We start from the raw sequence: 15,420 nt of genomic DNA on the forward strand, positions 1-15,420 counted from the left end.
ATTCACAATTTAAAAGAAAACCATGAACATAAATCAGCTTCAAAAAACATTTTCATCAAACATTCATCTAAAAAAACGACTTGCTTTACTTCAAGAAAAGAAATGGAATATTTTAGCTTTAATTTTTGGCGGAGGTTTGCTAGCGGCAATTTTTTCTTTTTTTATGCCAAAAGAATATCAATCAAGCGCAACAATAAGTTTTAAGTACAATACTTTTAACAGCGGTTTATTAAGTAATTCTGGTTCGCTTACCAATGAAATTTCTTTGCTAAACTCTGATATTATTTTTGAAAATGCACAAAATTCAATTTCGGTTCAAGGTATAAATATTAATCTAAATGATTTAAGAAATTCCGTAGAAATTGATGATGAAAATTTAGCAACCGGATTTATTATAAATGCCTTTGGTGATGATGCAGAAAACTCAGCAAAAATTGCAAATGCTGTAGCAGAAAGTTTTGGTTTGGAATGTGTTTTAAATGATAAAGGATCTTACCTTTTTTACATCAAATCACTTGTTGAGAGGGAAAAATCTTTGCAAAGTGATTTAGCTACAATGGATCAGCAGATTCCAAATCCATTATCTGCATCGGAAGATTTAACCGTTACACAAATTGCAGAATTTGAATCGGAGTTGGAAAATGTTGTATTAGAAAATCAATATTATCAAACTCAGCAGAATAAATTAAGACAACTTCTTGAAAACAAATTTCCGCAAATAATTTCTGATGTTACAAATATTAGCAATAATGAATTTTTGGAATTAAAAGGAAAAATTGAAATTATAGAAATTCAAAATTATCTGGATCCAATTTTAAAAAAATTACGAGGATTTGATTTTTCATATCCTTGGGATCCGGCAGATTATGATAGAAATCAATTAGATAATTTCAAATCAAGTTTGAATAAATCAATAAATTCATATTTAGATGATATTGCAGAAAGAAATGAAATTAAAAATTCAGAATTTTTGAAAAAAATTGCAGTAAAATTTTATCAAGAGGAAATTAAATTAAGTTCAATTGGACAAGTTCAATCAATAATTTTTGAAATTATGACTTCACTCGAAGAAAAGTTTAATTCAATTCCTTTTGAAATGATTGAAAACGCAAGAAAATTACGATTAAAAAGATTTACAAATAATTTAAGCTTAAAACTTAAAGACAAAATAGAAAATCTTAAGAAAGATGAAAATAATTTTTACGCTGAGATTGAATCAATAAAAAATGCAGAAATTCCGGATGATTATGTAAGTCCGAATATGGCAAAAAATATTTTCTTAGGATTATTATTTGGGTTAATTGCATCATTAGTTTTAGCGTTTAGAGGAAAAACCGAAGATATTGATATTGTTCGTTCAGCGGAAGAAATTGAAGAATCCGGATATAAAATTATTGCACAATTTAATCATATTGAAACTGCCGAACCAATAATTGTTGAGCTTTCTGAAGAAAGTGGAGAAGAATTACAGCGAGGAAAATTGAGTCATTCGTTGGCTAATATTCAAGCATATTTCAAATACGGAAATTTAGAAAAGCCTTTGAAAACAATTTTAATTACAAGCAGTAATTCTGAAGAGGGAAAAAGTATTGTTGCTGCAAACATTGCAGTTTATTTGGCAAATAACAACAATAAAGTTTTACTTGTAGATTCTGATTTAATCAAACCCGATCAAGATAAAATTTTCAAAATAAAATCTACACCTTCATTAGCACATTACTTGTTTAGAAAAAAAGAATTGGAAGAAATTATAAGAAACACACACATAAAAAATTTAGATATAATAACTTGTATAGAATTTCCTCAAAATCCGTCAGTAATAATTACATCAGAAAGGATGAAAAATTTTATGGATCTTGTAAAAGATTTGTATGATTTTGTAATTTATGATTCAGCTTCATTACTTTCGCTAAAAGAAACAACATTTGTAGGGCAAAATGTTGATGAAACAATTTTGGTTGTAAGAGCCAAAAAAACAAAATTTTCCGAAATCTCTGAAACAAAAATGTTATTGGAAGAAAACGGAATTTCTAATTTTGATATTATACTAAATGATGTTTAAATAATCTAAATCATAGTTTAATAATCAACATTTCATAATTTTATAATTAATTTTCAATTAGAAATTTAAGAATTTAAACTTATATGACTTATTTACTTGTATTTTTTACAAGTCTTATTACAACAATTTTTTTAACGCCATTCTTAATTGATTTTTTAAGAAAAACAAAAATTGTTGATGTTCCCGGCGGACGAAAAATCCATACTGAAGTTATTCCCAGAATGGGAGGTTTAATAATTTTCTTTATGGTTTTGATAATGCTAAATGCATTTGTTGATGATTTTGAATCAATAAAATTAATTTTAATTTCTGCAACAATTTTGGTTTTCTCGGGAATTGTTGATGATGTAATGGGATTGGAAAACTTTATAAAGTTTATAATTCAAAATATTTCCGGAGTAATTTTAATTTTTTATTTGGAAAAACATTACACGCAAGTTTCGTTATTCGGAATTTTTATTCCTCAGCCGTTTGATTATTTAGTTCTGCTTGTTTTTATAATAGGTACAATAAATTCAATTAATTTTTTAGATGGATTGGATGGTTTGGCAAGCGGATTTTCACTTTTAATTTTTGCGGTACTTTTAATTTTAGCTATTCGAAAAGAAGATGTTTTGCTAATGTTAATGTTGGTAAGTTTGCTTGGAAGCACTTTAGGATTTTTACGATTTAATGCTTTTCCGGCAAGCATTTTTCTTGGTGATACCGGCTCACTTGTTTTAGGATTTTTTCTAATTTTATTGTCATCATTAACTTCAATAATTTATCACAATTCAGTTTTAGATTTAACCTTTGTTTCAATTTTACTTGCTGTTCCGTTGATTGATACCGTAAAAGTCTTTTTAATAAGAATTAAGAATCGTAAAGATCCTTTTTCCGGAGACACAAGTCATCAACATCATATTATTAAAAGTACAATTGTAAGCCATGAAGCAACTGTTTTTCTAATAGAAATTTTTTCACTTGGGTTTATTTTTATATCACTGATCTATCTTAAAGATTACAGACTTGAAGCTACATTTCTATTTTTCCTTGCAAGTGTTCTGCTTTTATTTTTCCCAACAATTTTAAGAAAATTTGATATAGCGGAAAAAATTAATTCGTTTTTAGTAAACGCACGTGAATTTCCAATTAAAAACCTTCGTAAGTTAATTAAGGTATTATTGCTTCTTTCGGGAATTTTAATGCTACTGATTTCTATATTTTCTTTTTCAATAAGTACAACACTTACTCAAAGAGAATTAATTTTCCTTTTACTGATGACAATTATTCTTTTGGTAATTGCATTATTTCAATCTAAAAAATCTTCGTCAATTGGCGAAATTAATGTTTTTATAAATTTTGCAATATTTTTTATTATCTCAAAATTAAGTCTTCCAATTGTATTTGGTGATCAAGTAACAACTCAAGTTATTCGATCCGTAAATAATGCTACTTTTTACTCACTAACAGTCTTATTGGCTTTTATTATTTTATTTAGATGGAAAGTTTTAATGACAAGGAAATTATTTTTTACCGGAATTGATTTAACGATGATTGTTTTTATGCTTTTAACTTTTTTGGTAAATAATATTTTAAGATTTGATTTGAATTATTTTTTAAGTGTGAGCCTTCTTGAATCTTTTATATTTTATATTTGGTACAAGCTTGTTGTTGACTTAAATAAAAATTATACTTTAGCATTAACACTCATTTCATTTTTGTTACCAATTGGATTTTTGGTAACGCTCTTATTAAATTCTTTGAATTAAATAAACAACGAAGTTAATAAAATTGTAACTGCTGCAAAATAAACTAAACCCAAATTATATTTAATTCTATTTATTTTTAATAAGCCATCTTCAAAGGTTTCTGATTTCAATTCTGAAATTTCTGTTACTTTATAAAATTCTGAAATATTTGATATTGCTCGAGCTTTCATGTTATTTCTCCAAATTTTAATTTACTATCGGCAGTTTAAATTTGGAGTTAAGTAATTTATGGGGTAAATAATCTTTAATATGACTCATAAGTGAGAAATAACAAAAAAAATCTCAAAATAAATCTCATTTTGATGCAAAACCAAATTTTAAAAAACTAGTTTGAATAAAATATCAAACGAATTAAAATTGAATAAAATTACTTTTGTGAATTATAACTATATTTCCACCTCAATTTTATTTATTCATAAAAAATCAGAAATACATGAAAGAATTTCCCAAAACATATAATCCAAATGAAGTTGAAGACAAATGGTATAAATTCTGGGAAGAAAATTCACTTTTTTCTTCTCAAATTGATGAAAACAAAATTCCTTACACAATTGTAATTCCTCCGCCAAATATTACCGGAATGCTAACAATGGGTCACATTTTGAATAACACAATTCAAGATGTTTACATTCGTTATAAAAGGATGAAAGGATTTAATGCACTTTGGGTTCCGGGAACTGATCACGCATCAATTGCTACTGAAACAAAAGTCGTAAAATATCTTAAAGATCAAGGAATTGAGAAAGAAAAAATTGGTCGCGATGAATTTCTTAAACATTGTTACGCTTGGAAAGAAAAATACGGTGGAATTATTACTAAGCAATTACGTAAGCTTGGTGTAAGCTGCGATTGGAGTCGTGAACGTTTTACAATGGATGATCATTATTACAAAAAGGTGATTGAAGCATTTGTTAAACTTTACAGAGAAGGATTGATTTATCGCGGATACAGAATGGTAAACTGGTGTCCGGCTTCAAAATCTGCAATTTCTGATGAGGAAGTAATTTACAAAAGTAGTAACGGTAATTTATGGTTTTTCAAATATCCAATTGTTGATTCAGATGAATTTTTAATTGTTGCAACAACCAGACCCGAAACAATGCTCGGCGATACCGGAATTGCGGTAAATCCAAATGACGAAAGATTTAAAAATCTAATTGGAAAAAAAGTTTTGCTTCCAATTGTAAATAGGGAAATTCCAATTTTCGGTGATGAATATGTCGATATGGAATTTGGAACCGGTGCAGTAAAAGTAACTCCGGCGCATGATGTAAATGACTATGAAATGGCTAAAAGAAACAATCTGCAAATGATAAATATTTTTAATGAAGATGCTTCAACAAATGAAAATGTTCCTGAAGGATTTAGAAATAAAGATAGATTTGTTGTAAGAAAATTAGTAGTTGCAGAAATTGAAAAACTCGGACTTTTAGAAAAAGTTGAAGATTATACAAATAATATTGGATACTCGGAAAGAGGCGGAGTTCCGATTGAGCCATATTTGAGCGAACAATGGTTTTTAAAAATGGACGTATTTGCAGAATCAGCATTACAAGTTGTGAAAGACGAAAAAGTTAAATTTCATCCCAATCATTGGGTAAAAACTTATGAACATTGGATGGAAAATATTCGCGATTGGTGTATTTCTCGTCAGCTTTGGTGGGGACATAGAATTCCGGTTTGGTATCACAAAACCACAAAAGAAATTTACTGTGATGTAAATCCACCCAAAGATTTAGAAAATTGGAAACAAGATGAAGATGTTTTAGATACTTGGGCATCAAGCTGGCTTTGGGCTCAAGACGTTTTTACTTCCGAAGATGAACAAAAATATTATTATCCAACTGATTTATTGGTAACCGGTCCGGATATAATTTTCTTTTGGGTTGCGCGAATGATTATGGCGGGAATGAAATTTATGAATGATATTCCGTTTAAAGATGTTTATTTCACAAGTATTATTCGTGATTCTCAAGGAAGAAAAATGAGCAAATCACTCGGCAATTCTCCCGATCCTCTTGATGTAATTGCAGAATATGGTGCTGATGCTTTGCGTTTTACAATAAATTATATTGCCCCACTCGGACAAGATGTTTTATTCAGCACAGATAAAGTTGAACTTGGAAGAAATTTTGCAAATAAAATTTGGAATGCGGGAAGGTTTCTTTTGATGAACAGTGAAAATATTAAACTTGATGAAACTTTGATGAATAAACATATTGATTTTGTTGATGAATGGATTGATTCTAAATTTCAAAATGCGTTAAATAATTTTGAAACTTCACTGGATAAGTTTGAAATTAACACAGCTTCTAAAATTCTTTATAGTTATGTCTGGAATGATTTCTGCGATTGGTATGTTGAATTAATTAAAAACAAACTTTACTCAAATAATGAAGAAATAAAATCTGCAGCACTTTCGCGGGCAATTAAATTATTTGAAGAAATGTTGAAAATGATTCATCCGTTTATGCCTTATATTTCTGAGGAAATTTGGAATTTAATTTCAGAAAGAAAAAATGGCGAAAGTATTTCGATTTCTGATTTCCCAAAATTTGATTCTATGAAAATTTCAGAAAAAGCAGAAAGTAAAATGGATTTTACGCAAAATATAATTACAAGTATTAGAAACATTCGCGGCGAAATGAATATTGCTCCATCAAAGAAAATTTCTGCAATTATTAAAACTGAAAATTTAGAAGAAGATCAAATTATTTACATTAAATCATTAGCTAAAGTTGATGAATTGAAATTTGGAAAAGATATAACAAAACCAACTGCAAGTGCTTCATCGGTTATAAATAATTGTGAAATTTACATTCCTTTAGAAGGAATAATTGATTTAAATGTTGAACGTGAAAGATTGCAAAAGGAAATTCAGAGATTGGAAAGTGCATTGGTGGGAGTTTTAAAAAAGTTGGGAAATGAAAAATTTGTAAATAATGCACCAAAAGATGTTGTGGAAAAAGAGCTGGCGAAAAAGAATGATTGGGAAAATTCATTAGGTAAATTAAAAACTTTATATTCCGATTTATCGTAATTTTCAAATTTTATTAAGATGGCATTTTTTAATTAACTTCGTTTTACTCTGTGTTCTTTGTGGTGAATATTTTTCGTAAAATTTCTTAGAGAAAAACATTTTTCATTTTGTTTAAATTTTATATATTAACAAACGTTCATAATCTGAGGTTATGATGGAAACAGCTGTTAATACAAAATCACAAATTCTTGAAGTATCTTTAAAACTCTTTTCGGAAAAAAGTTACCACGGCGCATCAATTAGAGAAATTGCAAAAGCAGTAAATATTAGAGAAAGTGCAATTTATAATCATTTCAAATCAAAAGAAGAAATACTTTCCGAAATTGTTAAAAATTTCAGCAATAGGAATTTTGGCTCAATAATTCTTACCGACTCACTAATTAATCAAATATCAAAACCACAGAAATTTTTCCTATTACTTTCTCAAAATATTATAAATTTTTGGGATTCTGCGAATGAACGAATGTTCATAAAAATTTTACTTAATTTAAACAGTATAAATTCCGAGGTGAATTTTTATACTATTGATAATTATTTAAGTGATTTCAGAAAATTGTGTTCTTTTATTTTTAAGGAAATGATAAATCATAAATTTCTTAAAAATATTGATTTAGAACTTTTGAGTATCCAATTTTTAAGTCCGCTTTTTTTAATTGAGTTAAAGAAAATTAATTCCGCAAATCAATTTTACAATTTTAAAACAGAATTGGAATTACATTCAGAATTTATTTGGGAAGCGGTGAAAAAGTGAAAATGTAAAAACGTTGAAAATTTAAAAGTGAAAAATCAAAAGGAAAAAATCAAATTGAATTTAAAAACCAAAATCTTAGAATGATTTGTAATAGATTTTTCTATTTAAACTTTGCAGATGAAATTACCAATTCATGCAATTCTATTAGTTCTTCAATTTCATCTTCTGTCGGGTTAAAATTATTCCCAAAATAAGCTAAAGATTTATAATAAATTTTATCTTTTCCGAAAATAATCGAATTATAACTTTTTCCATCAATTTTATAAAAAAGGGGATTAGCAAGAAAATCATCAATTTCAATTAAAGTAAAAGTTTCGTTAGAATTAATCTCAGCGTTTTTTGTTTTCAAACTTTCTAAATTAAATTTTGAGAGAAGTTTTATTTTATCCTCTTCATCAATATCTTCATTTATTGTTTGCGGAATAAATCCGATAGCTGCATTGTTCTCCGGACTAACAAGCCAAATATCAAAAACGGTTTCTGAATTATCAGAAATATTTTTCCATTGTACTGGAATATTTACCGAAATATTTTTTGATTGTGAAACGGCAATATTTTCATCAAGTTCATCGGGAATTTCAACTTTTGTAATTTCATCTGAACTTGAACATGAAGAAATTATAATTATCAGAATAGTAAAAAGATATTTTTTCATATCCAAAGTTAAGAATTTCTTAAAAATGATTTTATCAAAATTTCTAAACTATTCAGATTTTCTTAAAAATTTCGGTTCTTCAATTGTGAGAATTAAAGAAATTCGGTGTGTTTCCGGAAGACTATTAATTTTTGATTCGTTAAAAGTTGCAAATGTGTAATCAATATTTAATTTGGGAAGTTTTACTCCGGCTCCAATTGTAAATTGTTTTACATCGTTATAACCACCGCGTAACGCAACAATATTTTTGAAATTATATTCCATTCCAATTCTCGGATCAAAACTTACCGGACCTAAACTAAATATGGAAGCAGTTTGGCGGTTTTCAAATCTAAGATCAAAATCTAAAGCGGGAGTTATTGCTCCTCCTAGAAAATCAAACTTATATGCGGTTCCAATTTTTAAAGTAGGAGAAATTAGTTCGTTTCTACCGGTATCCCAAGCAAGTAAGGTTGTTGTTGCATCCATAAAATTTGCGCCGAGAGAAAAATTTTCATAAGGCATATAAACTGCGCCAACATCAAAGCCAATTCCCGTTGCGGCAAATTCTGCAATATCTCTTCTAATAAATTTTACATTTGCGCCCCAATAAAATTTATTAGAATGTCTTTTTGCAAAAGTTAAGAAGAAAGCCCAATCTGTATTGCTGAACTCAGTAATTTTTGTTCTATCCAAACCCCAATTTGGATGTAGCAATTGCCAATTGGGATCATTAAAATTTATCACTTCGCCAGTAACTTTATCAACACCGGCATTTCTAGTATCGTAAATTCCATCAATGCTTAAACGGATTGCACTGATTCCAAAACTCATATCTTTTCCGTAAGGAATTGCAACAGCGGCGTAATTATAATTTACGAGACTTCCAAAGTGCTCTTCATGCATTAAAGAAATTTGCGGATAATTCATGTGAGCTAAACCGGCGGGATTCCAGTATCCGGCTGTAATATCGCTTGCAACGGCAACACTTGCGCCGCCCATTCCCAAAGCTCTTCCGCCAACACCAAGTGATAAAAACTCACCTGAATATTTACCAATTTCAGTTTGTGCAAATAAACTTGTTAAAGCGGTTAAAATTACAAAGGTTACTGTATATAATTGTTTAAGCATAAAATTCTTTATAAAATGTTAAATATTATCGGAATAATTAAGTGAAAAAACAGAAATATTATGTTAAAATCAAGGTCAAATATTTGCGTATGAAATTAAACAATTCATCAAATAAATGAAAATTATTTAATTCACTTTACGAAAATTGTAAAATTTGAGGAAAATCTTTGTGTGGAAATATCAAGTTAAGAATTTTCAAACAAGCAATATTGCCATTAATCCGATAATTACATACAGAATAATTAGTCCAAAACTTATATAAGTTTTAGTTTTATCTGTTTCGGAAATTTTAACAATTTTAACTTTTTCCTTATCGGACTCATTTTCCATAACATCATGTTTTTCTTTAAAAAGATCTTCGGTAAAAATTCTTTCAGCCATAAAATTCTCATTTGACTTTAAGTTTTTAAAATCACCAATGTTAATTACTTTTGCCACAATTATTAAATAATAAAAAGAGATAAAACAATTAAAACAACATAAATTGCAATTAGCATCAGATTTTGATTTCTAAATCTCTTTTTATTGAACATAAGTTCTTTCAGTTCTTTTTCTGATAATTGACTTTCTTCAATTTTATTATCAAGGTTCATAGTTTTAAGGGGGAAAGTTTAACATATTTATTAACTTATTGCTATATAGTCCATCTTCTATGTTTTTTGTAAATTAATTTTAATTTGTGATATAAATCACATTAAATATGAAATGTCTTTTTTACGAAGTAATCAATTGATGTAGTTTTCTTGTTTAAAATCCAAAAAAAAATATTTTAGTAAATATGTAACCTTAAATATTTAATAGAAATATTTTCATTAAAAAAAACAATATTTTAAATGCTCTTTCCCACCATAAAATTTATTTTTTTCTGAAATTCTAAAATATTTAAATAGTTATATGTAATAAGATTTATATTCTTTAATAATATAATTTTCAAAAATTAATTTGAAATTTCAACCTATGATAAAGAAGTTATTTATAATGTTACTTTAACGAATTGAATATTTATCATAGTAACATTATAATTTAGTAAAAACTATTCAAAAGTAATAGCTGTGGGTGACATTATAGGTAAGTGATTCCTATGGTATATAACAATAAAGTAATCACCTGCGGCAACATCAAAATTTAAATTCGTAAATCCGTCAGCATCTACTATAGTCCCATTGTTTTTGAGTAAACCAGCTTTTTGTTTAATTATTGTTGTTGCAGTTGAAGGAGAAGCCCCAGTGCGTAATTCAACTAATACCCAATCTACTATATCATTTTCAATATTTGCTGTAATATTTTCTGTATAATTCCAAGGGTCTGTATTAAACGGTTGTGATGATGGGATAGTAAAATTAGAATTCATATTTGTACCACTATAAGCTCCTTCAATAAAAACTCTTAAGTCCACATAAATTTTTTCAAGCGGAGAATCAATTTGCATTTCAAACACACCTCTTCCATGAGATGCTGCTCTTAACAAGCGTGTTGCTCCGTTTACATAAAAATCAAAATCTAAAACCGGGACAAATGGCAAACCATTACTTAATTTATGCCAATCAGTTCCGCCGTCGTTTGACCAGTAAACTCCAAAATCATTGGCAACATATAAATGGTTTGTATCTGCTGGATCAACAAATAAATCATTGTGTGCAATTTTAGGCAGATTTCCGCTAATATCTGTCCAAGTAGTTCCAAAATCTGTTGTTTTTAAAACTTGTCCAACACCATAAGAAACTCTGCATAAATAAAAAGTGTTTTCATCTAATGGATCAGCAATTGCTCTCTGAATACTTGTAGGAGAAAAACCAGAAGCAGCTAAATTGCCTGTGATTGTTGTCCAATTTATTGCTTCATTAGATGAAATATAAACATCCGGTGTTGCATCCAAATAGCTTGCAACAGCCATTAACTTATTAGTATTTACAGAAGAATGAGCTATTGAAGTTAGAGCATTTGATGTTATAGTTCCAGACAAATAATACCAAGTTGCTCCACTATCGACTGATCGAATTATTCTATCTTGCCAACCCGCATAAATAACAGCCGAATTTGATGGATGTTGCCAAAATGGTGCAACCCATGCATTTGTATTATCACTTCCAACCATTCCAAGCCAAGTTGTGCCACCATCAATGCTTCTCATTAAATATCCTCGTTGTGTACTCATAAATATATTATTTGAATTGTTATAGTCAACGAAGCAATGCATTCCATCACCGCTTGTTTCAAATTCCCAATCAGTTGCACCTCTATCACTTGTGCTAAAATTTCCATTATCTTGTGCTCCGCCAAAAATGATATTTGCATTATTTGGATCAGATGCAATATTATAAAATTGAATGGTATTAATATTATTATTTATATGGTTAAATGTAGCTCCGCCATCTGTTGATTTGTAAATCCCACCATCGCAGCCGACATAAATAATATCTGAATTTGATTGAGCGTAAACAATTTTGTGTATATCTACATGCATTGGAGCATCCCAAGCTCCTGCAGTTGTAAAAATGGGGGGAGAATTACGTAAAAAAGAAATATTAGTACCATCAATAGTTTTACTAATTTCAACGTTACCAAAAAATACATTATCAGAATTTGACGGATTTACATCTAAACATAAATCATACCAACCTTGATCATCAACTTTAGTCCCATCATAAGATCCTGCAATATTAACACCCGCAGAAATTTGTGTCCAATTAACTCCCCCATCTATTGACTTATAAGCAACTGTTCTATGTCCGCTTGCGAAATTAACACCATTATTCAATAAAGCATAAATTGTTGCCGGTGTTGATGGTGATTGTGAAAACTGAATTCTACGGATTAAATTTGCTGCCGGTAAACCAGTATTACTTTGAGTCCATGTTGCTCCAGCATCATTTGAAATTAAAAATCCCCCACTGGAATTGTTTCCCCCAATTCCAGCATAGGCAATATTTAAGTTTAATGGATGGAATTGTACATCAAATGCATCTCTAAGATTTATTACTCTAGTCCATGTAGCGCCTGCATCGCTGCTTCTCCATACACCTTCATTGGTTGGAAGTTGATTATGCCAATTACCTGAACCTAAGGCTGCTAAAATGATGTTAGAATTATGTGGACTTACCGCAATATCTCCAAATTGAGTTTGAGTGCCAATTCCGTTTGTTAATTTCGTCCAACTAACGCCTCCGTCTGTTGATTTATAAAGTCCATCTCCTTCAAAAGTAACATCATTATTTCCAGCCATTGATTCACCACTTCCTGCATAAACTATGTTCGGATTGTTGGGATCAATTGCAATTGCACCAAAAGTGAGAAGATTTAAATCACCGCTCATGTCTGTCCAATTATTTCCACCATTAACAGTTTTCCAAATTCCACCTGCAGCAGCGCCAATATATACAGTATTTGGATCAGTTGGGTGAACTGCAACACCTCTTACTCTGCCGCTTACTTTTCCCCACTGTTGAATAAAGGGATGAATATTACCAAGATTATCAACATATGTTGATGATGTCATATCTATTGCTTTTGGACCAATATTCGTCCACATATCTGAGGTTGTTTGAATTTTATTGCCTTTTTGAACAAATGTTTTAATTTTGCTTAATTCTTCTATCTTCTGTTGTTGAATAAAATTTTTAGGGAAAACACCTTCATTATTTTCTCTTGTTCTGTAAAACCATTCTAAACGTTTAAAAGAATTTTTATTACGAATATCTTCTGGTACCGAATCCCATTTTTCATTTGGTTCTATACCTAATGGTCTGGAATTTGATGATTGCGGCAGTGTTGCTGGTATATTTAATAAATTCGGTTGAACTGGTTGTGCAATAATTGAGACAGAATGTATTATTATTAAATATAAAAAATGAAATCTTAAATTGTAAAATGTTTTCATGAAACCTCAAAATAGTTTTTTTGTGTGAATTAAAAAGTTATATGTAGAAAAGTTGGAATACTAAATGACCAATTTAATTAATAATCCATCTAGTCTTATTTGTGTATAAAAAAACCTGCAGAAAAGCAGGTTTTTTAATAAATAACCATTCTTTAGACTACAATAACAGAAATGAAAAGTAAAAGAACATAAACAGTTCCCATACCAATTTTTAAATAAAGTTCTTTCTTTTTTTGAATTTCAAGAACATTTAAATATTCATCTGTTTGTGCAACAAAATCTTCTTTAAGGTAATTTTCCGGGTATATATTTGTAAATTCCATTTTTGTATCCTCAATTTTTATTTCATTAACATCATTTTTTTAACTTGTTTGAAATTTTTTGATTCAATTGAATACAAATAAATTCCGCTTGCTAATTGATATCCTGATGAGAAAGCATTAAAATCAACTTGATGGAAACCTGCTTTCAAATCTTCATTTAATATTGATGCAACTTTTTCACCTAAAACATTATAAATATTGATGCTCACTTTTGCATCTTCCGGCAAAGAAAATTTAATATTTGTATTTGGGTTAAAAGGATTCGGATAATTTTGCATAAGTTCATATTTAGTAGGTAAAACTTCAATTTCTACAGCTTCAGAGTAATCGAAAGTTCCATCAATATCAATTTGTTTTAAGCGGTACATAAATTTACTTCCGCCGGTTAAATTTTTATCTGTAAATGAATAAATTTTTGGTGAATTGCTATTACCGTGTCCTTCAACAAAACCAACTTTTTCCCAAGTTTCTGTTTCTTCTGATGCTAAAACATTTTCACTTTTAACGTTTACGTTTTCACTTTTTACTATGCTTCTTTCAATTTCAAAGCCGTAATTATTTACTTCTGTAGCAGTTTCCCAATTTAATTGAGCTTTTACACCTTCAACAGCATTAACAGAAAATGATGAAAGTTCTACGGGGAGAGGTGAGGAATCCAAATTTCCGTTTAAAGTTGCAATAATATTTTCATCATCTCCTTGAAAAAAAGCAGTGCTAGCAGGAACCCAACTAATTCCAGCATTAGCTGCAAAATTATTTATTGGTATACGAACTGTAAATAGTAAATACTTCTGACCTTCAACAAGTGCTAGGCTGTTACCATTATAAGTCCAATTAGTTTCAACGTTAATTTGATTTGAAACAATAGATGCAGTAATACTATAATCAGCGTTATTGAAAAAAGGCCCTTTTGCATCAATTACTGGTATCGGTGTTGAGGAGAACCCAGTCCAGCTAAAAGTAAATCTCGCACTACCACCTTTTAGAAAATTAGAAAAAAAGTTTGCGCCCCAATTTGAAGTTCTGGTTATGGAAACATCAAATTTATAAAGTCCAGCCTGAACTCTTCCATTCTCTAAATCAAAAGTTGCGGTATTTTGACCAAGGTTTATTTGTATTGCGATAATAACGAGTATAAATATTTTTTTCATTTTATTTCTCCAGTGAATAATTCAATTTTTAATTTGGAACATGTGTTTGTGGTGTTGTAGGTTTATTATTGTTGACAACGGCTTTATCTGCATTTGTTACACTTCCATCCCAATTTAAATCTCCTACATGATATCCTTCAAACACTTTGGCACTATTTATAGGTGCTTTATCTGCATTTGTAATACTTCCATCATTATTTGCATCTCCATTCCACATTGCAAAAACATTCGGTGCAACTTCTTTCATTGGTGGAGTCGTAATATTGGGATTTACATAAGCAGCACCTGAAACTGTAAAATCATAAGTCGCAACATTTGTAGCTTGCGGTGAGTTTATTCCGCCAACTTTACTAGAAATTTCTGCATTTTGTTTGTTAACAATTTCTGTTTTTTCAGCGGGGGAACTTTCTGTAATTTTCTTGCTTGTTTGAGCATTTAGTACACAAACCGAAACAAGAAAAAAGACAACAAGTATAATTTGATTTTTCATATCCTCCTCTTTGGATGTTCTCAAATATATATTATTAAAATTTTAACATTGTGACTTTAATCATTGTTTAATTAGAAAGTAGATAAAAATTTGTAAAGTTTTGAAACAATTTTAAATCTTTTTTTACATTAAAATTACGAATGTGAACTTTATCACACTCTAATAAGACAACTTGTATTAAAATAAGTTATTTTATTACCAATAAATGTG

At 29.2% G+C, this 15,420-nt stretch carries 12 protein-coding genes; 4 read left to right on the plus strand and 8 right to left on the minus strand.

Annotated elements, in window-relative coordinates; all coding sequences use genetic code 11:
• The first annotated feature begins 22 nt into the window (after positions 1 to 22).
• Together IPM32_06475 and IPM32_06480 are read left to right on the plus strand one after the other, a co-directional pair.
• On the plus strand, positions 23 to 2,062 hold the full coding sequence (locus tag IPM32_06475; protein MBK8944906.1) for a polysaccharide biosynthesis tyrosine autokinase: 2,040 nt from the start codon (positions 23 to 25) through the stop codon (positions 2,060 to 2,062).
• 83 nt (positions 2,063 to 2,145) lie between these two features.
• A complete protein-coding gene (locus IPM32_06480; protein MBK8944907.1) occupies positions 2,146 to 3,813 on the plus strand; it encodes an undecaprenyl/decaprenyl-phosphate alpha-N-acetylglucosaminyl 1-phosphate transferase in 1,668 nt (555 codons plus the stop codon).
• Here the strand turns inward: IPM32_06480 and IPM32_06485 are convergent.
• Positions 3,810 to 3,983 (minus strand): hypothetical protein, encoded by a 174-nt coding sequence (locus IPM32_06485; protein MBK8944908.1) that lies wholly within the window; start codon positions 3,981 to 3,983, stop codon positions 3,810 to 3,812. The genes IPM32_06480 and IPM32_06485 overlap by 4 nt on opposite strands.
• 263 nt (positions 3,984 to 4,246) lie before the next feature.
• Here IPM32_06485 and IPM32_06490 point away from each other — a divergent pair, with 263 nt between their 5' ends.
• Together IPM32_06490 and IPM32_06495 are read left to right on the plus strand one after the other, a co-directional pair.
• Entirely contained in the window at positions 4,247 to 6,853 is a 2,607-nt protein-coding gene (locus IPM32_06490) for a valine--tRNA ligase (protein MBK8944909.1), read from the plus strand.
• Between the two features lie 154 nt (positions 6,854 to 7,007).
• Positions 7,008 to 7,604 (plus strand): TetR/AcrR family transcriptional regulator, encoded by a 597-nt coding sequence (locus tag IPM32_06495; GenBank protein ID MBK8944910.1) that lies wholly within the window; start codon positions 7,008 to 7,010, stop codon positions 7,602 to 7,604.
• 100 nt (positions 7,605 to 7,704) lie between these two features.
• Here IPM32_06495 and IPM32_06500 read toward each other — a convergent pair whose 3' ends face one another.
• The 7 genes from IPM32_06500 to IPM32_06530 all read right to left on the minus strand — a co-directional run bounded on the left by IPM32_06500 (position 7,705) and on the right by IPM32_06530 (position 15,210).
• Entirely contained in the window at positions 7,705 to 8,259 is a 555-nt protein-coding gene (locus IPM32_06500; GenBank protein MBK8944911.1) for a hypothetical protein, read from the minus strand.
• Positions 8,260 to 8,307: 48 nt separating this feature from the next.
• Positions 8,308 to 9,369 (minus strand): PorV/PorQ family protein, encoded by a 1,062-nt coding sequence (locus IPM32_06505; protein ID MBK8944912.1) that lies wholly within the window; start codon positions 9,367 to 9,369, stop codon positions 8,308 to 8,310.
• Positions 9,370 to 9,564: 195 nt separating this feature from the next.
• The gene (locus IPM32_06510; GenBank protein MBK8944913.1) at positions 9,565 to 9,750 is read right to left on the minus strand and encodes a hypothetical protein; all 186 of its coding nucleotides are present in this window, start codon (positions 9,748 to 9,750) and stop codon (positions 9,565 to 9,567) included.
• A 652-nt stretch (positions 9,751 to 10,402) separates the two neighbouring features.
• Positions 10,403 to 13,246 (minus strand): hypothetical protein, encoded by a 2,844-nt coding sequence (locus IPM32_06515; protein ID MBK8944914.1) that lies wholly within the window; start codon positions 13,244 to 13,246, stop codon positions 10,403 to 10,405.
• A 152-nt stretch (positions 13,247 to 13,398) separates the two neighbouring features.
• Positions 13,399 to 13,569, minus strand: a complete 171-nt coding sequence (locus IPM32_06520) for a hypothetical protein (GenBank protein MBK8944915.1) — start codon at positions 13,567 to 13,569, stop codon at positions 13,399 to 13,401.
• A 17-nt stretch (positions 13,570 to 13,586) separates the two neighbouring features.
• On the minus strand, positions 13,587 to 14,720 hold the full coding sequence (locus tag IPM32_06525; GenBank protein ID MBK8944916.1) for a T9SS type A sorting domain-containing protein: 1,134 nt from the start codon (positions 14,718 to 14,720) through the stop codon (positions 13,587 to 13,589).
• 28 nt (positions 14,721 to 14,748) lie between these two features.
• Positions 14,749 to 15,210, minus strand: a complete 462-nt coding sequence (locus tag IPM32_06530) for a hypothetical protein (GenBank protein MBK8944917.1) — start codon at positions 15,208 to 15,210, stop codon at positions 14,749 to 14,751.
• Positions 15,211 to 15,420 lie beyond the last annotated feature (210 nt).

It is taken from the genome of Ignavibacteriota bacterium (assembly GCA_016716225.1).
Taxonomy (GTDB): domain Bacteria; phylum Bacteroidota; class Ignavibacteria; order Ignavibacteriales; family Melioribacteraceae.

What these genes read in the sequence shown, in the direction of transcription:
- IPM32_06475 (MBK8944906.1), top strand. Translation starts at nt 23, where the DNA reads ATGAACATAAATCAGCTTCAAAAAACATTTTCATCAAACATTCATCTA.
- IPM32_06480 (MBK8944907.1), top strand. Translation starts at nt 2,146, where the DNA reads ATGACTTATTTACTTGTATTTTTTACAAGTCTTATTACAACAATTTTT.
- IPM32_06485 (MBK8944908.1), bottom strand. Translation starts at nt 3,983, where the DNA reads ATGAAAGCTCGAGCAATATCAAATATTTCAGAATTTTATAAAGTAACA.
- IPM32_06490 (MBK8944909.1), top strand. Translation starts at nt 4,247, where the DNA reads ATGAAAGAATTTCCCAAAACATATAATCCAAATGAAGTTGAAGACAAA.
- IPM32_06495 (MBK8944910.1), top strand. Translation starts at nt 7,008, where the DNA reads ATGGAAACAGCTGTTAATACAAAATCACAAATTCTTGAAGTATCTTTA.
- IPM32_06500 (MBK8944911.1), bottom strand. Translation starts at nt 8,259, where the DNA reads ATGAAAAAATATCTTTTTACTATTCTGATAATTATAATTTCTTCATGT.
- IPM32_06505 (MBK8944912.1), bottom strand. Translation starts at nt 9,369, where the DNA reads ATGCTTAAACAATTATATACAGTAACCTTTGTAATTTTAACCGCTTTA.
- IPM32_06510 (MBK8944913.1), bottom strand. Translation starts at nt 9,750, where the DNA reads ATGGCTGAAAGAATTTTTACCGAAGATCTTTTTAAAGAAAAACATGAT.
- IPM32_06515 (MBK8944914.1), bottom strand. Translation starts at nt 13,246, where the DNA reads ATGAAAACATTTTACAATTTAAGATTTCATTTTTTATATTTAATAATA.
- IPM32_06520 (MBK8944915.1), bottom strand. Translation starts at nt 13,569, where the DNA reads ATGGAATTTACAAATATATACCCGGAAAATTACCTTAAAGAAGATTTT.
- IPM32_06525 (MBK8944916.1), bottom strand. Translation starts at nt 14,720, where the DNA reads ATGAAAAAAATATTTATACTCGTTATTATCGCAATACAAATAAACCTT.
- IPM32_06530 (MBK8944917.1), bottom strand. Translation starts at nt 15,210, where the DNA reads ATGAAAAATCAAATTATACTTGTTGTCTTTTTTCTTGTTTCGGTTTGT.